Annotated in this window: 16 protein-coding genes and 2 pseudogenes; 9 read left to right on the forward strand and 9 right to left on the reverse strand. The window is 73.8% G+C overall.

Annotated features, from left to right (window positions below):
- Positions 1–9: 9 nt before the first annotated feature.
- The 5 genes from V5O40_RS01785 to V5O40_RS01805 form a co-directional block, all read right to left on the reverse strand.
- Entirely contained in the window at positions 10–699 is a 690-nt protein-coding gene (locus V5O40_RS01785) for a carboxypeptidase regulatory-like domain-containing protein (protein WP_332903780.1), read from the reverse strand.
- On the reverse strand, positions 696–1304 hold the full coding sequence (locus V5O40_RS01790) for a glycine zipper family protein (RefSeq protein ID WP_332903781.1): 609 nt from the start codon (positions 1302–1304) through the stop codon (positions 696–698). The genes V5O40_RS01785 and V5O40_RS01790 overlap by 4 nt, the downstream gene beginning before the upstream one ends.
- 12 nt (positions 1305–1316) lie before the next feature.
- The gene (locus V5O40_RS01795; protein ID WP_164450182.1) at positions 1317–1652 is read right to left on the reverse strand and encodes a hypothetical protein; all 336 of its coding nucleotides are present in this window, start codon (positions 1650–1652) and stop codon (positions 1317–1319) included.
- Between the two features lie 83 nt (positions 1653–1735).
- The gene (locus V5O40_RS01800) at positions 1736–2542 is read right to left on the reverse strand and encodes an LppM family (lipo)protein (RefSeq protein ID WP_332903782.1); all 807 of its coding nucleotides are present in this window, start codon (positions 2540–2542) and stop codon (positions 1736–1738) included.
- A 169-nt stretch (positions 2543–2711) separates the two neighbouring features.
- On the reverse strand, positions 2712–3869 hold the full coding sequence (locus tag V5O40_RS01805; RefSeq protein WP_332903783.1) for an FAD-dependent monooxygenase: 1158 nt from the start codon (positions 3867–3869) through the stop codon (positions 2712–2714).
- Between the two features lie 67 nt (positions 3870–3936).
- Here V5O40_RS01805 and V5O40_RS01810 point away from each other — a divergent pair, with 67 nt between their 5' ends.
- Positions 3937–4563, forward strand: coding sequence for a TetR/AcrR family transcriptional regulator (locus V5O40_RS01810; RefSeq protein ID WP_332903784.1), 627 nt, complete (start codon positions 3937–3939; stop codon positions 4561–4563).
- An 18-nt stretch (positions 4564–4581) separates the two neighbouring features.
- Here V5O40_RS01810 and V5O40_RS01815 read toward each other — a convergent pair whose 3' ends face one another.
- Positions 4582–5565, reverse strand: a complete 984-nt coding sequence (locus tag V5O40_RS01815; protein ID WP_332903785.1) for a LacI family DNA-binding transcriptional regulator — start codon at positions 5563–5565, stop codon at positions 4582–4584.
- A 154-nt stretch (positions 5566–5719) separates the two neighbouring features.
- On the opposite strand from V5O40_RS01815, the gene V5O40_RS01820 reads away from it, so the two are divergent.
- Together V5O40_RS01820 and V5O40_RS01825 are read left to right on the forward strand one after the other, a co-directional pair.
- Entirely contained in the window at positions 5720–6982 is a 1263-nt protein-coding gene (locus V5O40_RS01820) for an MFS transporter (protein WP_332903820.1), read from the forward strand.
- Between the two features lie 119 nt (positions 6983–7101).
- Positions 7102–7437 carry a hypothetical protein gene (locus V5O40_RS01825; protein ID WP_332903821.1) on the forward strand — a complete coding sequence of 112 codons (336 nt, stop codon included), beginning with the start codon at positions 7102–7104 and terminating at the stop codon, positions 7435–7437.
- Positions 7438–7456: 19 nt separating this feature from the next.
- Here V5O40_RS01825 and V5O40_RS01830 read toward each other — a convergent pair whose 3' ends face one another.
- Together V5O40_RS01830 and V5O40_RS01835 are read right to left on the reverse strand one after the other, a co-directional pair.
- Entirely contained in the window at positions 7457–8167 is a 711-nt protein-coding gene (locus V5O40_RS01830) for an MBL fold metallo-hydrolase (protein ID WP_332903786.1), read from the reverse strand.
- Positions 8168–8287: 120 nt separating this feature from the next.
- Positions 8288–9055, reverse strand: coding sequence for a class I SAM-dependent methyltransferase (locus tag V5O40_RS01835; RefSeq protein ID WP_332903787.1), 768 nt, complete (start codon positions 9053–9055; stop codon positions 8288–8290).
- A gap of 313 nt (positions 9056–9368) precedes the next feature.
- Here V5O40_RS01835 and paaI point away from each other — a divergent pair.
- A pseudogene (paaI, locus tag V5O40_RS01840) lies at positions 9369–9731 on the forward strand (hydroxyphenylacetyl-CoA thioesterase PaaI); the annotation flags it as partial.
- Positions 9732–9882: 151 nt separating this feature from the next.
- Complete coding sequence (locus V5O40_RS01845) at positions 9883–10449, forward strand: dienelactone hydrolase family protein (RefSeq protein WP_332903822.1); 567 nt, start codon at positions 9883–9885, stop codon at positions 10447–10449.
- 813 nt (positions 10450–11262) lie between these two features.
- Here the strand turns inward: V5O40_RS01845 and V5O40_RS01850 are convergent.
- Positions 11263–12438, reverse strand: a pseudogene (locus V5O40_RS01850) (AAA family ATPase); the annotation flags it as partial.
- A 137-nt stretch (positions 12439–12575) separates the two neighbouring features.
- Between V5O40_RS01850 and V5O40_RS01855 the strand changes: the two are divergent.
- The 4 genes from V5O40_RS01855 to V5O40_RS01870 all read left to right on the forward strand — a co-directional run bounded on the left by V5O40_RS01855 (position 12576) and on the right by V5O40_RS01870 (position 19220).
- Positions 12576–15449 (forward strand): helix-turn-helix transcriptional regulator, encoded by a 2874-nt coding sequence (locus tag V5O40_RS01855; protein ID WP_332903788.1) that lies wholly within the window; start codon positions 12576–12578, stop codon positions 15447–15449.
- Between the two features lie 178 nt (positions 15450–15627).
- The gene (locus V5O40_RS01860; protein ID WP_332903789.1) at positions 15628–16407 is read left to right on the forward strand and encodes a DUF5995 family protein; all 780 of its coding nucleotides are present in this window, start codon (positions 15628–15630) and stop codon (positions 16405–16407) included.
- A 288-nt stretch (positions 16408–16695) separates the two neighbouring features.
- The gene (locus V5O40_RS01865; protein ID WP_332903790.1) at positions 16696–17091 is read left to right on the forward strand and encodes a hypothetical protein; all 396 of its coding nucleotides are present in this window, start codon (positions 16696–16698) and stop codon (positions 17089–17091) included.
- A gap of 38 nt (positions 17092–17129) precedes the next feature.
- Positions 17130–19220 (forward strand): APC family permease, encoded by a 2091-nt coding sequence (locus tag V5O40_RS01870; RefSeq protein WP_332903791.1) that lies wholly within the window; start codon positions 17130–17132, stop codon positions 19218–19220.
- The last annotated feature ends 97 nt before the right edge of the window (positions 19221–19317 follow it).

Here is a 19317-nt window from a genome sequence, read left to right on the forward strand (position 1 = left end):
GTCGGCGGATCAGGGTGTCGGTGGCGCGCAGACGATGACGATGTCGGGTTCGGCCGGGTCGATCTCGGCGGTGAGCACCTGCCCCCGACCGGTGAGCCGGAGCCGGACCGGTGCCGGCCGGTCCGGGTCGTGGGGGACGCCGACGAGCCGGAAACGTCCGGCCGAGTCGGTCCGCGTCGCGTTCGGCTGGCCGACGACCTCGACCCGCATGGACGCGAGGGGCTGCTCGGCCGGACCGACGACGCGTCCGTCGAGGGACACCATCTCCAGCTGCCGCAGCCGCAGCGGTCGCAGGACGGGTGGTGCCGGCCGGGTCGGCGGGGTGATCTGCACCGGCACGTCGATGAGCACCGCCGGCCGGGGCGGCGTGCCGAAGGCCGCCCACAGTGCCGGGTCGCCGGCCTCCAGCACCAGCGTGCGAGCGTCCGCGGCGGTGGCCGCGACGAGCACCCGGTCCAGCGTGGCCAGGGACTCCGGGCCACCGGCGGCCAACAGGTAGCGCACCGTGAACCGGTACGGTTCGGGTCCGCCGGTGCCCCGGGTCTGCCGGGCCGGCCGGATCTCCAGCGGCCACAGGGTCAACCGGCCCGGGTCGGCGTCGGGTCGTGGCGGGCCGACCGGGACGGTGTCTCCCACCGCCCCGGCCAACCACGCCGCCACCTCGGCGGTGGCCGCGCTGATCGGACCGTCGTCGGTCATCGCGGCGGCGTCCCCTGGATCCGGTACGCGATGGCCTCGTTCCACACGTGCGGGTAGACGCCGATCTCGAAGTACCGGGTGAAGCGGTTGATCGGTGCCCCCGTGTGGTCGTGGTAGAGCAGCCAGATCGGCGCGATGGTGAACAGCACGTAGTTGGCCACGACCAGCGGGATGTACAGCGGACCGAGCAGCCGGGCCTGGAAGATGTGCACGTCCTCGTGTCGCTGGATACCGGGACCGGAGCCGGCGCAGACCGTGCCGAGCGTGGTGGCGTAGCGCGGGGAGACCCCTTCGACCACGTTCACCCGGCAGCTGTGCCGGGAGGTGGCCCGGTCCAGCGAGTGACCGAACACCAGGTGCAGAGCCAGATAGATCGCGCCGACGAGGGTGTTCAGCAGGCTCCAGGTGTGATCCACGATGAAGAGGAACACCCCGCGTGGGCTGGCCGCGTAGACCTCGGCCGCGGCGACGGCCCAGCCGAAGACCGCGCCGACGAGCAGACCGATGCCGGCGCCGACGAGCAGCCCGACGCCACCCCCGAGGAGTTGGCCGAGGACGGCGCCCGTGGCGACGTGCACGGCGGCGCTGAGGATTCCGAAGACCATGGCCGGCTCCCCTCAGGCCCAGGACCGGATGAACCGGGGCTCGTTGCCCTGCGCCAGCTGGATCGGCGTGGCCTGCCGGTTGCCCGGCGGCAGCTGGTTGATGCCCAGCGCGGCGGAGAAGATGACCAGGCCGTTGAAGAACGCGATGATCCATTTCTCGGCGCCCGCGTCGGTGGCGAAGGCGGCGGTGAGGTAGGACAGCGCGAGCGCGATGCCCAGCGCGATCCACTTGCGGGCCTTGTCGGCGCTGGGGCCGATGAGTCCGCCGATGACGTTCGTGGTGAGCAGCGTCGCGGCGCTGGCTCCGGTGAGGCTGCCCAGGGCCGCCCAGGTGAAGAGATCGTTCATCGCCGATCGCCCTTCGGTGTTGCGTACTGCCGGGTGGGGTGTGGGTGAGCCGCCGTCCTCCGACGGCGGCGGCCGGCCGGTCGTCAGCCGGCGTCCGGCGGGCCGGGATTCGTGGTGGCCGGCGTGACCGGCGCGGGTCCGCCGACCGGTGGGGTGCCGCCGCCGGGCGGCGGACCGCCGGCTGCGGAGCGGCGGAGCAGGACCACGACGAGCACCGCGACCAGCAGCAGCACCACGGCGCCGACGCCGATCAGCAGCCAGGGGAGTCCGCCGCCGGAGTCCGCACCCGCCGCCGAGGACGGTCGCGGTGGCGCCTCGGCGACGGCGCGCAGCTCGGCGGGCTTCTGCTCGTTGCGATTGACCCGCCAGGTGACGGTGCGGTCGTTGACCTGACCGCCGGTGCTCGCGTCCAGGACGCGGCCGGGAAAGGTCACCGCTATCTCGAACGACATCAGCAACATGAATCGTTCTTGATTCTGGGGGTCCTGTTCCGCCACTTTTCCGCCGTACTTCTTCGGGTCCAGCGGAAGGGTGAACACGTACCGGTCGTCGGTGCGGACGATGCTCAGGCTTTCGCTGTCGAATTGGTGCAGCGGAACGTTCCGATAGTCGATCAGAGATCCGAAGTGGGTGTCGTCCTCGTATCGGGTCTCCGGTCCGGCGGGTAGCGCCGGTATGTTCTGCCGCAACTCGGCGAAGCCCGCCTCGACCGGCCTGTTGTTCAAGGTCAGGACGTTCCGCTCGGCGGTGAGCAGAAGTTGCCCGCTGACCGTGTCGTCGGCGTTGACGGTCAGCCCGGCATTGAGCTGCATGCAGCCGGATAGGGCCGCCACCAGCACGAGGCACGCCGCGCCGCGGAGTGCGCTGAAGCGACCGAGCCTCGAATTCATGGGCTCAGTGTGTGCTCTCGCCGTCCGAGTCATCAGTCAGCGATCAGTCACATGCCAGTCGCCGATCTTACCGGGATCCCGTCACATTCGGCCGAGGTCACGAACCGACGGAATCGATATTCTGAAAGGTTGACCACAATTACTTGATCGAGTCGCGTCGGCTCCGGTGTCAGGCGGGTCGTGGTGGCTGCCAGTCGGCGTGGCGGGCCATACCCCGCAGCGCCATCCGGCTCGGCGTGAGGCGCAGCATCGCGTTGCGGACCGCGATGGCCGCCGGATGTCGCAGTTCCTGGCCGAACCGCGCGGTACGAGCGGCCGCGCGGGCGATGGCCTGGCTGCGGGGCCGGCGCAGCCGGTCGTACGCCCGCAGCGCCGCCGGGACGTCGACCTCCGGACCGGCGAGCGCGCCCAGGGTGACCGCGTCCTCGATCGCCTGGCAGGCGCCCTGCCCCAGATGCGGGGTCATCGCGTGCGCCGCGTCGCCGAGCAGGGCCACCCGGCCGCGCACGTAGTGCGGTAGCGGTGTGGCCAGGTGGTAGAGGTCGTTGCGCAGCACGTCGTCAGCTCCGGTGGCGGCGAGCAGTGCCGGTATCGGGTCGTGCCAGTGGCCGAAGCGTTCGCGTACCTCGGCCAACTCGTCGGCGGCGTGCCCGCCGGACGGGGTGCGGATCGCGGCGTACCAGTAGACCTGCGCACCGCCGAGCGGGACCATGCCGAACTCGCTGCCCGGCCCCCAGCTGACCGCCGCGGGGACCGGCCCGTCGAAGGCGATCGCCGCCCGCCAGGCGGTGGAGCCCGAGTACGCCGGTGGTGGACTGTCCGGCCAGAGCCGGGTACGCAGCGCGCTGCGCAGCCCGTCGGCGCCGACCACCAGCTCGGCGGACATCTCGGCCGACGCACCGCCGCGCTGGTAGCGCACCCTGCCGCTGGCCGGGTCGACGTCCGACACCGCGCAACCGGTCCACAGCGCCCCGGCCGGCAGCGCCTCGCGCAGCGCCCGGTGCAGGGCGCCCCGGTGGATGCCGAGCGCGGTGGTGCCGAGGACCCGTTCCAGGTCGGCCGCGTCCACCCGGGACAGCCAGCGCCCGTCGGCGGTGCGCAACCCGCCGGTGGCCCCGTCGCGCCCCAACCGGCGTACCTCGGTGCCGAGGCCGAGGGTCTCCAGCCCGCGTACCGCGTTGGCCATCAGGGTGATTCCCGCGCCGACCTCGCGCGGCTGCGGGGCCTGCTCCAGCACGGTGACGCGCCAGCCCTGTCGGTGCAGGGCGAGCGCGGCGGCCAGTCCGCCGATGCCCGCACCGGCCACGACCGCATGTCTCTCCGTCACGGCGACCACCCTTCTACGCCTGTAGAAGTGCATACTACATCCGTAGAATCACGGCGGGAGGCACCGGTTGGGTGGGCGGGAGAAGCGGGTCGCGGTACTGGCCGACGCCGCCATCGCGCTGATCGCCGAGAGCGGCATGCGGGGCCTGACCCACCGGGCGGTGGACGTGCGCGCCGGGATGCCCACGGGAACCACCTCGGCGTACCTGCGTACCCGGCAGGCGTTGATCGAGGCGGTGGTGCGGCGTCTCGCGGACCTGGACCGCGCCGACATCGCCGGCCACGACCTACCCGGCGGGACGCCGTCGGTGCCGACGGGACCGCCGCTGTCCCCGACCGACCTCGACCGGCTCGCCGCCGGTATCGCCGGGGTGCTCGACCACTGGCTCTCCGCCGCCCGGACGCGCACCCTGGCCCGGTACGCCTGCCTGCTGGAGGCGGTGCATCGACCGCAGCTGCGGACCATCCTGGAACACGGTGTGGTGCTGCGGGCCCAGGCCGAAGACCTGCTCACCCGCGCCGGTGCCCCGGACCCCCGCCGCCGGGGTCACCGCTTCGTCGCCTTCGTCGACGGCCTGCTGTTCGACCGGCTCGTCGGTGCCGGTGCGCTCAGCGCGCCGGCACCCGGCACCCCGGCCAGCCGTGCCGATCTGACCGAGGCGGTCCGTGACCTGCTGCGGGCCCTCGTCGGCTGAGCGGACGACGGGTGGAACTCAGGCGCTGCCCCGTACCACGAGAGTCGACGGGAAGACCGTCGTCTCCGGTGCCGTGCGTTGTTCCAGCACCATCGTGGCGGCCGCGGTGATGATCTGCCGTACCGGGTGACTGGCCGTGGTCAACGCCACCGTGACGGCCAGCGGAATGTCGTCGAAGCCGGTCACCGCGACATCGTCGGGCACCCGGACGCCGTCGGCGCGCAGCCGGCCGATCACCCCGAGCGCGGTCGCGTCGCTGATCCCGACGATCGCGTCGGTGTCCGGCCAGCGTCGCAGCACCTCCCGGGCGGCGGCGTACCCCCGGGTCGCGCTGAAGTCGCCGACCACCTCCCGGGCCGGCAGGCCAGCCTCGTGCACCAGCGCCCGGTACGCCCGCACGGAGCGGTTCGCGCAGGCCAGCCAGCGAGGGCCGGTGACCATGGCGATCCGCCGCCGGCCGGTGTCGTACAGGTGGCGGACGATCGCCGTGGTGCCGCCGCCGTTGTCGATGTCCACCGACGGCACGGTGGCCGAACCGATCCCGATCGACACGGCCCGGCCAGCCAGCCGGCGCGGCACCAGGTCCAGCAGCGCCGGTGTCGTGTTGAGCAGGACCAGGCCGGCCACGCCCCGGTCGTCGGTCAACCGGGTCAACCGCTCCGGTTCGCCAAGCGGCACCCACTGCACGGCGACGCCCAGGCCGTGCGGCGCGCAGGCCCGGGCCACCGCGGCGACGGCCTGGTCGACGTAGGGGTCGTCGAGGACGGCCGGGCCGGTGCCCGCCACCGCGATCAGCAGCCGTACGCCGGAACCGTGCACCAGCGCCCGCGCCGCCGGGTTCGGCACGTAGCCGAGCAGGTTCACGGCGGTGCGTACCCGCTCCCGGGCGGTCGGTGACGCGAAGCCGTTCCCGGCGAGGACCCGGGACGCCGTCGAACGGGACACCCCGGCGGCCCGGGCCACGTCGTCCAGGGTCGCCGGGCGGCGCGCTGCGGTCGTCATGATCGTTCTCCCCGTTGTTGCTCACGCCCACCTGGGCGCCCATCAGCATCATGCCGTGCCCGACGGCTGCTGGTAAGGACCGGAGTCGGATTGTGGTGGTAGCGCTTCCAGGTGTGTGATCGTCGTACTGTCCGAGGAGAGGACCGGAAAGTACGTGGACCCCGCCGTCACCACCCCCGCCACCCCGCCGACCAACCCTGGCCCGTCGGGCGCCGTGCTGGCCGCCCGTAACGGGGTGGCCGTCGTGTTCGCTCTCAACGGACTGGCCGTCGCCACCTGGTTCGCCAGGGTGCCGGCGATCCGCGACGGCCTCGGCCTCAGCCCGGGGCGGCTCGGCCTGCTGCTGCTCGCCATGTCCCTCGGGGCGATCCTCGCCATGCCCACCGCCGGCCTGGTCGCCCAGCGCCTCGGCGCGGCCCGGGCCGTGGCGGTGTCCACCCTGCTCGTCGCGCTCGGGCTGACCATCGCCGGATTCTCCGCCGGGGTGGCCGTGTCGCTACCGGGAGTGGCGGTCGGTCTGTTCGCCCTCGGCTACGGCTCGGGAACCTGTGACGTCGCGATGAACATCGAGGGCGCGGCGGTCGAACGGCGACTCGGCTGGACGGTGATGCCACGCTTCCACGCCGCCTGGAGCCTCGGCTCGGTGGCCGGCGCGGGCCTCGGCGCGGGGGCCGCCCGCCTGGGCGTCCCGGTCGCCGTGCACCTCGGTGTGCTGGCCGCCCTCGTGCTCGGCGGCACGCTGCTCGGGGCCCGCGCGTTCCTGCCGGTCGAGCCGGACACGGCCGGCGCCTCGACCGGGCGTCGTCGGCTGCTGGCCGCCTGGCGGGAGCCACGCACCCTGCTCATCGGGCTACTGGTGCTGGCGGCGGCGTTCGCCGAGGGCAGCGCCAACGACTGGCTCGCGGTGGCCTTCGTCGACGGCTACGGCTTCAGCGAGGCGGCCGGCGCGGCGGTCTTCGGCGTCTTCGTGGTCGGCATGACGCTGGGCCGCACCGTCGGCACGGTCGCGCTGGACCGCTGGGGGCGGGGGCCGGTGCTGACCACGACCATCCTGCTCGCCGTCGTCGGCGCCGGCCTGGCGGTGCTCGCCGGCTCCGGTCCGGTGGCCGTGGTCGGCGTCGCGCTGTGGGGGATCGGTGCCTCGCTCGGCTTCCCGGTGGGGATGAGCGCCGCCGCCGACGAGGAGGAGCACGCGCATGTACGGGTCAGCGTGGTCGCGGTGATCGGTTACACGGCGTTCCTGGCCGGGCCACCGCTGCTGGGCCTGCTCGGTGACCAGGTGGGCACGCTGCGGGCGCTGCTCGTCGTACCGCTGCTGCTGCTGCCGACCCTGCTGCTGGTCCCGGCGGCCCGCCCGCCCGGCGCCGGCGGCACGGGGGCGCCGGCGCGGGCGGGCTCGGCCGAGCCGACCGGGTAGCGGGACGTCGCCCGGCAGGCCGTCGGGGGTACCACGCGCCGGGGATTCCCACCCGGCTCACAGGGATCTGCCAGGTGACGGTGGTGCACTGGGAGGCACGCCGAGGAGAGGAGCCGGGCATGGGCTGGTTCAGCCGGCGGTCACGAGCCGCGCAGGGCACCCCGACGAAACTCGACCGCGAGGCCACCCCCGAGGACCTCGCCGCGCTGGAGCGGTTCGCCACCAGCCGGCAGGGGGTGGAGTTCTACCTGGAGCCGGAGACCACCGCCACCGACACCACCGTGATGGCCATCGCCCACGACGGCGAGTGGATCCGCCGCCGCACCGGCACACCGCGCGCCGCCGGCGCGCTGGCCCGCAAACACGCCGTCCCGCTCTACGAGGCCAGCAAGGTCGGCTACCCGGATCGGATGCGGGCCTGGAACCGGGCCCATCCGGAGCGGCGCGCCCGCTGAGCGGCTCGCGCGACGCCGCTCAGGAGGCGATCGCCGCCCGGGCCTCGTCGAGGGTCATCGGCGGGCTGTGGCTGGAGACGTACCAGCGGATGTCGTCGTCGAGCAGCCGGCCGACCAGCGCGAGATCAGGTTCGTCCGCCGGCGTACGTAGGTGCGCCGGCGGCGGGTACCAGCTGTCACCGAGCAGCATGACCCCCGAATCCGGCACCACCACCACCGACGAGTCCGGGGCGTGCCGGCCGCCGACGTGGCGTACCAGGACGCCGGTGGGCAACTCCACCTCGTCGGCGAAGACCCGGGTCGGTGGCAGCACCGTCAGCTCGTCCCAGGAGTCGACGGCGAGCGCGCGGGCGCGGAAGCTCGGCCCGAGCCGGCGGTTGCGCAGCACCTCCTCGCGCAGGTACCGCACGCTCCACGGCCGGTTCGCCTCGGCGCGCAGCAGTTCCGCACCGCTGACATGGCCGACGATCTCCACGTCCGGCCAGGCACAGGCGCCCCAGACGTGATCCCAGTGGTGGTGGGTGTAGACCAGCCAGCGGGGCGCCGGTAGGCCGGCGGCCCGGAGCGCCGCCTGGATCTCGCGGGCGTGCGACGGGCTCTGCCCGGCATCCACGAGTACGCTGCCCCGCTCGTCGGCGATCACCGCGACGCCCGCCTGGACCAGGTCCGGATCAGGATCCCCCGGACAGAGCCAGACCCGACCCACCAGATGCTCGAACGCCACCACCATCACCGCACCCTAGCCCCACCCCCTGCTGTCGCGATCATGCAGGTGTGGCACCGGGCGGATGAGGCGAACTCGGAGGAACCAACGACCACACCTGCCCGGTCGCGAGGGGTCGGATCGGGGTCAGTGGACGGCGACGACGGCGACGACGGCGGCGTCGGCGGCGCCGCGCCAGAGGGTGCCGACCTCGGTGAAGCCGGCGTCGGTGAGGGCGGTGAGGTGCCAGGAGATCGGCGGGGTCCACTCCGGGCTGTGGCCGGAGGGGTAGATGGCGTGCCGCTGCCGCACCAGCGGAGCCAGGTTCGGGTCCTGCCCGGCCTGTTCCCACCACTGCGACCAGGACAGCACGGCACCGGCGGCGTACCGGGCCGCGCGGTGTTCCTCGGCGCGGGCGAGCAGCCGCTTGGTCAACTCGGGCAGACCGTCGTCGGGCATGTGATCGGCGTTGACGAACACACCGCCCGGTCGGAGCAGGTCGTGGATCTCCGGGTAGAGGGCGCGCAACCGTTCCGCCGGCAGCCAGTGCAGGGCGGTCGCGGTGAGCACGGCGTCGTAGCGCTGGTGCGGCAGAGCCGTCGTCCAGTCCGGCCGACTGAGATCGGCCGCGACGATGGTGGCCCGGTCGTCGAGGGAGGCGGTGGCGAGGGCGAGCAGCGCGGGGTCGAGGTCGACCAGGGTGACCTCGGCGTCGGTGAAGCGGCGCAGGGCGCGCAGGGAGATGGCGCCGGTGCCGCCGGCCAGGTCCAGCAGCCGGGGTGGGGCCGCCTCGCGGACGGCGTCGACGGCGTCGAGCATGGCGGCGAACCGGTGCTCGCGGTCGGGCAGGTACGCCTCCTGCTGGCGGTCCCAGCTTTCCTGCCAGGCGGCGGCATTGCTGATGTAAGGACTCATAGCGATCACGCTAGTTACTGGACGACCCGCCTGTCCAGCCTTGTTGCCAAGCTTTTGCAATTGCGAGAGACTGGCGGGGCGATGATCGGATCGGGTCGGACCGGACAACGGTCCGACCCGGTCGCGCCTCGCCCCGCCGGGCCGGACGACCCGCGACGCCGTCGTCGAACCTGGACCGGCAGCCGCCCCGTTCGGGCAGGCCGCGCGAGAGTGCGCCGACCGGTGCTGCCATGATTTTCGTGAGCGAGGGCGAGGCGCCCGGCCGGAACGGACTGGACACCAGGTGGAACCACAGCGCACCGCCGCGCACGAGATGTTCGACGCCGACGTGGCCTCCAACCGGCTCGGTATCGAGCTGCTCAGCGCCGCCGACGGCACGGCGGTGGCCCGGATGCGGATCACCGACGACATGGTCAACGGACACCGCATCGCGCACGGCGGTTTCGTCTTCCTGCTGGCCGACACCGCGTTCGCGCTGGCCTGCAACAGCCACGGTCCGGTGACCGTCGCCGCCGGCGCCGACATCACCTTCGTCCGCCCGGCCCGGCGGGGAGACGTACTTGTCGCCCGGGCCAGCGAGCGCACCCGGTACGGCCGCAGCGGCATCTACGACGTCACCGTGTGCCGGGCGGACGGGGAGGTGGTCGCGGAGTTCCGCGGCCGGAGCCGGACGCTGCGCCCGATGCCTGATCCCGCCGGTGACGCGCCGGAACCGGGGGAGCGGGACCGGGCGCCGGCAGCCGACCAGCGCCGCTGAGCCGGTCGCCCGGTACGGCACCCGCGCGCGCCGACCCGTGGTGGGCGCCGGGGTCGGGCACGATGTCCCGATGGGACACGTCGTGCTCTTCCACTCCGTGTACGGGCTGCGGCCGGCGGTGCTGGCGGCCGCCGACCGGCTGCGCGCCGCCGGCCACCAGGTGCACGCGCCCGACCTGTACGGCGTGCCCGCCGTGAACTCCGTGGCGGAGGGATTCGCGTTGTTGGAGCGGATCGGCCAGCAGACGGTGCTGGACCGGGCACGCGCGGCGCTCGACGGACTGCCGCCCGACACCGTGCTCGCCGGCTTCTCGATGGGTGCCGGGGTCGCTGGCGCGCTGCTCGCCGAACGACCCGAGACTGCCGGCCTGCTGTTGCTGCACGGCACCGGAGGGTCCCCGGCCGCGGTCCGTCCGGGCCTGCGGGTGCAGTTGCACCTGGCCGACCCGGATGTCTACGACCCGCCCGACGAGGTCGAGGCGTGGCAGCGGGAGATGACCGCGGCCGGAGCGGATCTCGTCGCCCACCGGTATCCCGGGGCGGGGCACCTCTTCACCGACCCGACCGTCGCCGACCACGACCCGGCCGCCGCCGCGCTGACCTGGAACCGGGTCACGGCCTTCCTCGCCCGACGCTGATCTGCCGGTCCGGGGCCGGCAACCGAAGCGCGCGACGGGACCGCGGGTCAGGGCCGGCATCCCGGCCCGGCGCGCCGGAACCGACTCCCGGCGGCGCGGCACGCGGGTCGCCGGCACGATGCCGGCCGCGCGGTCCGGGTCGAGATGGTCCGGGTCGAGGTGGCCCGGGCCCGCCGCGCTCGTCGCCGCGCCTCGCGTGGCCCGCCGGGCGAAGGTGGCGCGCACGGATCGGGGCAGTCGGGCCCGGGCGACCTGCCGCACCACCGGGTCGGCCACCTCGTAGCCGCCGGCCGGCGGGGTGAGCAGCAGGCCGTCGCGGGTCAGGGTGGCCAGCTCCGTCGCCGCCCGGGCAGCCGGCCAGTCAAGGACGTCGGCCAGTTCCGCCACTGTGCGTCCCGGCAGGAGCGCGGCGGCCATCAGGACCGCACGCGCACCACCGCCGAGCCGGTCCAGCCGCGCCTCGACGACCCGACGGACACCCTCCGGGACGGGTAGCGCGGCCAGGTCGCCGTCCGCCCCGAACCGGTCCGGCCGGGCGAACCCCGCCAGCGCGGTGAGCATGCGGACGTAGGCCACCGCACGCCCAGGGTTGCCAGCGGCCACCGCGATCAGCCGGCCAGCCAACCCGCTCGGTTGACCGGCCCGGCGCAGCAGCCGGCGCAGGAGCCGGCCGGAGCTGATGGTGTCCAGCGGCGACAGGCGCACCCGGGCCCACTGACGTGCGGCGACGCCGCGCTCCCGGTAACCGGTCGCGACCAGCACCAGTGGCAGGTCACGTTCGTCGGCCAGGTCGACCAGCGTGGCCAGGTGGCGGCGCAGCGCCGGCGCGGCACGGTCGAGATCGTCGACGGCCACCACCACCGGTTGCCGTCGCGCCAGGTTCAGCAGCACCTCCCACCAGTACGTCACCGCGCGGGACTGGCCGAGCGTCACCCCGAGCAGGTCGTCCACAGTGTCCAGGGCGGGCGTCAGCAGGTCGGCCGGCACCAGTGGCGTCAGGGCGGCGGCGAGCCGGCCGCGTACCGTCTCGGGGTCGTCGGTGACGCGAGCCCGGGCCAGCCCGCGGACCAGGTCCGCGATGGGCTGCAGCGGCGCCTCCGGATAGGGCGGGCAGGCCGTGGGACACCAACGCACCGGAACCCCGTCCAGCGTGCCGGTGGTCCGCACCAGTTCCCGCAACATGCTGCTGCGCCCGCTACCGGGCGGGCCGAGCAGCAGCACCCGGCGGTCGCCGCGCCCGCGCGTCGCCTCGGCGAGGTGCTCGCGGGCGACGGCCAGCTCCCGTCGCCGGCCGAGCAGTGCGCCGCCGTGACGTGGCGCTCGGGGACGTTCGGTGCCGGTGGCGTGCCAGACGTCGACCGGCAGGGCCTTGCCGGCGACGGTCACCGGCGGGACCGCGCGCTGGGCGATCAGCCCGGCGACGGCCCGGTGGGTGGCCGGGCAGAGTGCCACCCCACCGGGTGGGGCGTGTTCCTGTAGCCGGGCGGCGAGGGTGACGACCGCACCGCTGGCGACGCCGTGCCCGCCGTCGTGGTCGGTGGCCAGGTCGACCACGGCCTCGCCGGTGGCGACGCCGACCCGGACCCGCAGGCCGGGAGCCAGCCGGAGACCGTCGAGCACCCGCTGGATCTCCAGCCCGGCGCGCACCGCCCGGTACGCGTCCCATCCGTCCGCACGGCGCGCGCCGAACAGGGCCATCACGGCGTCGCCGACGTACTTCTCCACCGCGCCGTTCCACCGTCGTAGCACCCGGGCGACGCCGCGGAAGTAGGCCCGTTGCAGGGCGCGGACGTCCTCCGGGTCGAGCCGGTCGACCAACCGGGTCGACCCGACGATGTCGACGAAGAGGACCGTGACGGTCCGCCGTTCCTCCGGAACGGGCCAACGCATCCGCCCTGCGGTGGCCTGACCAGCGACAACAGAACTGGGCATGGAGATCGCACCCTGCCTCTCCCCCCGTTCGCGCCGACGATGTCCGGAGCCTGTCATCGCTGGTCTGACGGCGGATCGGCAGAACGACGTATGTCGGCCGGACGCAACCTTTGGTCGCAATGTCGACGCGATGAGTAGGACAGACGCGAGGCACCTGTAGAACGGGGGCGGAACCTGTGACTAGGCTGCGAGCCATGGCCAGCGACGTGGACACCACACCGCTCGTGGGTCGGGACGACCTGGTGGCGGCGGTACGATCCGCGCTGCTCGACGACGTCGTGCCGGGACACACGGCGGCGGTGTTCCTGACCGGTGAGAGCGGCGTGGGCAAGACCCGGCTGCTGCGCGAGGTCGGCGACCAGCTGGGCCACGGGGGCGCCCTGGTGCTCACCGGGTCCTGTCTGGACATCGGCGACGCCTCCCCGCTGCACCCGTTGCGACAGGCGCTGCGCCGCCTCGGCGCCGACCTGGCCCCGCCGGCCGCGGCGTCCGTGCGCGCGTTGCTCGGGGTGTTCGCCGAGGACCGGGCCGGCCCGGACGGCGCGGGTGCGTTGCTGGAGCGGGTGTCCCGGGGGCTGCACGTGATCGCCGGTGACCGCCCGCTGGTGCTGGTGCTCGACGACCTTCAGTGGGTCGACCGGACGACCCGTCAGCTTCTGCTGTATCTGCTCGCCGGCCTCGGTGACCTGCAACTGTCGGTGCTCGCGGCGGTGCGCTCGGAGTCGCTGCAGGGTGCGCATCCGTTGCGTCGGGTGCTCACCGAGCTGCGCCGACTGCGGTCGGTGCGGGTGCTCGATCTGGCTCCGTTGGACCGGGCGGGCACCGAGGAACTGGCCACCGCGGTGATGCGTCGGCCACCGACGCCCGAGGCGGCCGAGCAGCTGTGGCAGCGCAGTGGCGGCAACCCCTTCGTGGTCGAGGAACTCTCCCGGGAGCTGCGCGACGGTCGGGACGGCCTGTCCGACACCCTGCGCGAGGTCTTCCTGGCCCGGGTGGACGCCCTGCCGCGACCGGCCCACCGGGCCGTGCACGCCGTCGCCGCGGGAGTCGAACCGGTGGAGCACTGGCTGCTCGCCCGGGTGGTCGGGCTGCCGGAGCACGAGCTGCTCGACGCGGTTCGGGCGGCGGTCTCCCACCGGCTGCTCGTCGGGTCCGCCGACGGCTACCGGCTGCGTCACCGGCTCGTCGCCGAGGTGCTGGAGGACGAGCTGCTGCCCGCCGAGCGGGCGGTGCTGCACCGCCGCTACGCCGAGGCGTTGACCTCCGCGCCCGCCGAGTTGCACCAGGCCCGGTTGGCCCATCACTGGCGGCTGGCCGGTGAGCCGCAGCGGGCCTTGCCGGCGGCGGTGGCCGCCGCCGAGGAGGCGGAGCGGCTGTACGGCTACGTCGAGGCGCACCGCCACTGGTCGGTGGCGGTGCAGTCGGCCGAGGGGCTGCCCGACGTCGACCGGGCCGCGCTGCTCGGGCGGGCGGCCGAGGCGGCGCACCACTGTGGTGAGTACGCGCGGGCGCTGGCCCTGCTCGAAGAACTGGCCGGGGCCGACACCGCCCTTCCCGCCTGCGAGCTGCACATCCGGCGGGCCCGTTACCTGGCCGCGGCCGGCCGCTCCGCGCTGGCCGAGGTGGAGTACGAGCAGGCACTCGCCGTCGCCGACTGCACGCCCGGGCAGCGGGCCACCGCCGCCGCCCGGCGGGCGGAGCTGCTGCTGCAACTCGGCCGCTACGCCGAGGCGGGCCAGCGGGCGCGCGAGGCGCTGGCCCTGGCCGAGCAGGTGGAGGGGGCGACCACCGAGATGGTGCTGGCCAGCGCCGCGCTGGGCTTCTCCGAGGCGTACCGCCAGGATCCGGACGCCGGCCTGGCGGTGCTGCGACGGGCCCTGGCCACCGCCGAGCGGGCCGGCCGTCCGGAGGACGTCGCGTTGGCCTATCTGCACCTGGCCGAGCTGCTGACCGGGCCGCTGAACATCCTCGAGGAGGGCGTCGTGGTCGCCCGCCGGGGCGCCGAGCGGGTAGCCGAGCTGGGGCTGGGTCGGTCCTACGAGACCCGGTTGCTGGCCATCGCCACCAATGGACTGTTCCGGGTGGGGCAGTGGGCCGAGGCGGAGAAGGTGGTCGCCTCGGCCCTGCGGCACCGTCCCTCCGGCGCGGACGCCGTCGAGCTGCTGCTGGCCCGCTGCCGGCTGTCGGTCGGCTACGGCGACGTCGAGGCGGCCGATCGGGATCTGGACGCGGTGGCGACCATCCTGGCCGGCGGCGGTGCCCGGCACGTCATTCCGCTGCTCACCCTGCGGGCCGGGCTGGCGATGTGGCAGGGGCGGCACGACGTGGCCCGGCACGCCGTGCAGCGCGGTCTGACCGAGACCCGCTCCGACGACCTGGTCATCCTCGCCGTGCTGGTCTGGCACGGGCTGCGCGCCGAGGCGGAGGCGCACGCCAGCCGCACCGTCGCCGTCGACGACAACGCGGTGCGCCGGCTGCGTGGGATCGCCGACCGGGTGGCGGAGCGCAGCGAGCGGGCGGCCCGGCCGGTGCGCTACGTGGTCGACGGGTACCTGGCGTTGTGCGCCGCCGAGGTGAGTCGGCTCGACGGGGCGGATCCGGAGCTGTGGGCACGGGCCGCGGCCGAGTGGGACCACCGCAACCATCCGTACCCGGCGGCGTACTCGCGGCTGCGTCAGGCGGAGGCGTTGCTGGCCAGTCGCCGCAAGGCCGCCACCGCGGGGAAGCTGCTGCGCCAGGCGTACCAGATGGCGCAGGCGCTGGGGGCGGTGCCGTTGACCGACGAGATCCGTACGCTCGCCGGGCGGGCCCGGGTCGCGTTGGAGGAGCGCGACGCGCTCGGGATGCCGACGCCGGACGGGTCGGGTGGTGAGGAACTGGCGGCCCTGACCGCGCGGGAACGTGAGGTGCTGGCCGCGGTGGCCGAGGGGTTGACCAACAAGGAGATCGGCCAGCGACTGTTCATCAGCGAACGGACCATCGGGGTCCACGTGTCGCACATCTTCGACAAGCTCCAGGTACGTACCCGGGTCCAGGCGAGCGCCATCTTCCTGCGTAGTCGCGCGTAGGTGTCGGATACGTCGTTCTACTGATGTCCGCGCGGCGGACGCCTGAAAGGCTGAGCCCGGCGTCGCACGACGACGCCGGCGAGCAGCCTGGAGGGGACATGAGCGAGCGCGGCGAGCGGATCAACAGGGTCAGCGCTGTGGCGCGCCGCGCCGGCACGCCGCGAAGCGGGGTGGGCGCGTGAGCGCGTGCGGGGAGCCGGTGTGGGGGCCGGTGCAGCGGGACATCGTCGACCTGCTGGCCGATCACCCCACCGACGTGCCCGCTGTGGTCGACCACCTGACCAAGCTGCAGGACATGCTGGTCCGACTCCCGCCCCTGTTGGACAGCTGCCCGCTCGCCGACTTCAACAGCCTGTACCTCACCATCACCAGCAGCGTGCTGGACGGGCTCTACACCGACCGTTTCGTCGACCCGGTCTTCCTGTCCCGACTGGACGTCGAGTTCGCGGCCCGCTACTTCGACGCCTTACGGATGTGGAGCGACGCCAGCCCGGGCACGCCCCGGGCCTGGACCTGCCTGTTCGAGCGGATGCGCGGGCCGGACGCCCGGCCGCTACCCTCGGCGGCGGCCGGTGTCAACGCGCACATCAACTTCGACCTGCCGTTCGCGCTGGTCACCACGTTCGACCACCTGGAGTCCGAGCCGGTCGACGGCAGCGACCAGCACCGCGACTATCTGGAGATCAACAAGATCTTCGCCGACAAGATCCCCGGGCTGCGCCGGGGCTACCTGGAGCAGTGGCAACTGCTCATCGACATGCTCAACGGCGACATCGACGACTGGTACCAGGGTGAACTGATCAGTTACACGCGCGATGTCGCCTGGCGCAACGCGCAGCGGATCTGGCGGTGCCGGCACGACCCGCACCAGCACGAGCGCGAGCGCAGGCGGCTCGACGACACGGCCGCCGCGCTCGGTCGGTTGCTGCTGTCGCCCCTCGGGGCGTTCCTGCAGTAACCGGGACGGGGGGTCCCCGCGCCCCGCCCACCTGTGGGCGCGGGGACATCCGACCCGAGACCCGGGCGGCAACGTCCGGGGGTGGCCGTCGGGGGCCACGGGGAGCACGGGGGGACCACGGGGAACAGGGGCCGGCCGGCCCGGGGGGTGTCGGCCGGCCCCTGCGGGGTACGCCGCGACCATGACCGCTGTGTCCCGGCACCGTCCTGCCGCCCGGCCGCGACCGCGCCCCGCCGCCCCACCGCGCCCCGCTCGGCCCGAAGACCGCCCCGGCCGCGGAGCCCGGTGATGACCAGTCAGGTGTTCGAGTTCCGCTTCGAGTCGCGGTTTCGTTGGCTGCTGGCGCTGATCGGGGTCCGGCCCGGCACCGCCTGGGTGCGGGTCGACTCCGGTGAGCTGCTGGTCCGGTTCGGCCCGTGGCGGCTACGTACCGAGCGGAAGAACGTCGCGGGGGTGCAGCGCGGCGGCCCGTACCGCTGGTGGCGGGTGATCGGCCCGCACCTGTCGGGCACCGACACCGGCGTCACCTTCGGCACCACCACGGCCGCCGGGGTCTGTGTCCGGTTCGTGCGACCGGTGCCCGGCCTGCTTCCCGGCGGATGGCCGCGTCATCCCGGGATGACCGTCACCGTGGCCGAACCCGCCGACCTGGCCCGGGCGCTGGCCGCGCCCGGCGGCGGCTGACGGCCCTACGGTCTGTTCGACAACGGTGAGGCGGGGGCATGGGGGACGGGACGAGAGCGCGACGAGGCCGGGAACGCCGCCGCCCGACGCCCGGCGCGCCGGAGCCGGGGCTGCGTGCCGCGCGGGATCCCACGCGCAAGGGGGAACGGGCGGGGCGGCGGGTCACCGTGCCCGAGCGGGTGGCCGTGCCGACCGGTCCGGCGACACCGGAGAGCCGGCTGCGCCGGTGGTTGTTCGTCCACCGGGTGCAGCCGGTCGGACCGGAGACCGCCGAGGGACAGACCCGATCGCACGCCTGGTGGCGGGTGATGTGCCTGACCGGCGTCGACTACTTCTCCACCCTGTCCTATCTGCCCGGCATCGCCGCCCTCGCCGCCGGCGCGCTGTCTCCGGTGGCGACGCTGCTGATCGTGGCACTGACCCTGTTCGGCATGTTGCCGATGTACCGCCGGGTAGCCCGGGACAGCCCGCACGGTCAGGGCTCGGTGGCGATGCTGGAGCGACTGCTGCCGTTCTGGCGGGGCAAGATATTCGTGCTGGTGCTGCTCGGATTCGTCGCCACGTCCTGGATCGTCACGATCACCCTGTCCTCGGCCGACGCCACCGTGCACGTGCTCGAGAATCCGTACCTGCCGGAGTGGTTCGGCGGCACCGGCGTCGCCGTCGGGGTGACCGTCTTCCTGCTGCTCATCCTCGGTGCGGTGTTCCTGCTCGGCTTCCGGGAGGCGGTGGCGGTGGCCGTACCGTTGGTGGCCGCCTTCCTCGGGCTGAACGCGGTGATCGTGGTGGTGTCGCTCGCCGAACTGGCCGGTGATCCGCGTCCACTGGCGGACTGGACGGCGGCGCTGACCGCGGGCGGCGGTCCGGGTGAGGTGGCGCTGACCGCCGCGCTGGCCTTCCCGCTGCTGGTGCTGGGCCTGTCCGGTTTCGAGACCGGGGTCAGCATGATGCCGTTGGTGGCGGGGCAGGGGCCGGACGCGCCGGCCCGGCTGGCCGCCCGCATCCGCAACACCCGGCGGCTGCTCACCGTCGCCGCGTTGATCATGTCGGTGTACCTGCTCTCCACCACCTTCGTCACCGCGGTGCTCATCCCGCCCGAGGCGTTCGCGCCGGGCGGAGCCGCCAACGGACGAGCGCTCGCCTATCTCGCCCACGAGCAGGTCGGTGAGGCGTTCGGTACCGCCTACGACGTGAGCAGCGTGTTGATCCTCTGGTTCGCCGGTGCGTCGGCGATGGCTGGGCTGATCAACATCGTGCCGCGCTACCTGCCCTCGTACGGGATGGCGCCGGAGTGGGCCCGCGCGGTGCGTCCGGTGGTGATCGTCTACACGCTCGTCTGCATCGTGCTGACCGTCGTGTTCCGCGCCGACGTCGACGCCCAGGCGGGGGCGTACGCCACCGGGATCCTCGCGATGATGGTCTCGGCGGCCGTCGCGGTGGCCATCGCCGCCGCCGGCCGCCGGCAACGTGGCGTCGCCGCCGGCTTCACGGTGCTCACCCTGGTGCTGCTGTACGCGCTGGTCGAGAACGTGATCGAGAAGCCGGACGGGATCGCCATCTCCGGGCTGTTCATCCTCGGCATCATCGTCGTGTCGCTGGTGTCCCGGGTGACCCGCACCACCGAACTGCGGGCGGAGCGGGTCGAGTTCGACGAGACGGCGCGGCGGTTCATCGCCGACTCGGTCGCCCACGACGGGCGGCTGCACGTGATCGCCCACAAGCGGCGCAGCGGGGCGGTCAAGGAGTACACCATCAAGGAGCGCGCGCAGCGGGGCCAGAACCCGGTTCCCGGGGCGACCGACGTGCTCTTCCTGGAGATCGACGTGGTGGATCCGTCCGGGTTCCGTCACGTGCTGCGGGTGTGCGGCGTCGAGGTGGGCGGTTACCGGGTGCTGCGGGCGAGCAGCCCGGCGGCGCCCAACGCCATCGCCGCGATCCTGCTGGCGCTGCGGGACGCCACCGGCGTACGCCCGCACGCCCACTTCGAGTGGTCGGAGGGGAACCCGATCGCGCACCTGCTGCGCTACCTCATTCTCGGCCGGGGGGACACCCCGCCGGTGGTCCGGGAGATCCTGCGCAAGTCCGAACCCGAGCCGGCGCGCCGCCCCGGGATCCACGTCGGGGGTTGAACACCCGCTCCCGCTGTCCGGTGACCGCCCTTTCGGCAAGACATGAAGCCGAATGGGGTACACATTCACTTATGCCGGATTTGCTCCATGTGTCGCC

The organism is Micromonospora palythoicola (assembly GCF_036689795.1).
In the GTDB taxonomy this organism is placed as follows: Bacteria; Actinomycetota; Actinomycetes; order Mycobacteriales; family Micromonosporaceae; genus Micromonospora; species Micromonospora palythoicola.

Excerpts from the sequence above, each read along its gene's own strand:
- V5O40_RS01800 (WP_332903782.1), bottom strand. The coding sequence starts at position 2,542 with ATGAATTCGAGGCTCGGTCGCTTCAGCGCACTCCGCGGCGCGGCGTGC.
- V5O40_RS01790 (WP_332903781.1), bottom strand. The coding sequence starts at position 1,304 with ATGGTCTTCGGAATCCTCAGCGCCGCCGTGCACGTCGCCACGGGCGCC.
- V5O40_RS01845 (WP_332903822.1), top strand. The coding sequence starts at position 9,883 with ATGGGACACGTCGTGCTCTTCCACTCCGTGTACGGGCTGCGGCCGGCG.
- V5O40_RS01830 (WP_332903786.1), bottom strand. The coding sequence starts at position 8,167 with ATGGTGGTGGCGTTCGAGCATCTGGTGGGTCGGGTCTGGCTCTGTCCG.
- V5O40_RS01855 (WP_332903788.1), top strand. The coding sequence starts at position 12,576 with ATGGCCAGCGACGTGGACACCACACCGCTCGTGGGTCGGGACGACCTG.
- V5O40_RS01865 (WP_332903790.1), top strand. The coding sequence starts at position 16,696 with ATGACCAGTCAGGTGTTCGAGTTCCGCTTCGAGTCGCGGTTTCGTTGG.
- V5O40_RS01835 (WP_332903787.1), bottom strand. The coding sequence starts at position 9,055 with ATGAGTCCTTACATCAGCAATGCCGCCGCCTGGCAGGAAAGCTGGGAC.
- V5O40_RS01815 (WP_332903785.1), bottom strand. The coding sequence starts at position 5,565 with ATGACGACCGCAGCGCGCCGCCCGGCGACCCTGGACGACGTGGCCCGG.
- V5O40_RS01785 (WP_332903780.1), bottom strand. The coding sequence starts at position 699 with ATGACCGACGACGGTCCGATCAGCGCGGCCACCGCCGAGGTGGCGGCG.
- V5O40_RS01870 (WP_332903791.1), top strand. The coding sequence starts at position 17,130 with ATGGGGGACGGGACGAGAGCGCGACGAGGCCGGGAACGCCGCCGCCCG.
- V5O40_RS01795 (WP_164450182.1), bottom strand. The coding sequence starts at position 1,652 with ATGAACGATCTCTTCACCTGGGCGGCCCTGGGCAGCCTCACCGGAGCC.
- V5O40_RS01825 (WP_332903821.1), top strand. The coding sequence starts at position 7,102 with ATGGGCTGGTTCAGCCGGCGGTCACGAGCCGCGCAGGGCACCCCGACG.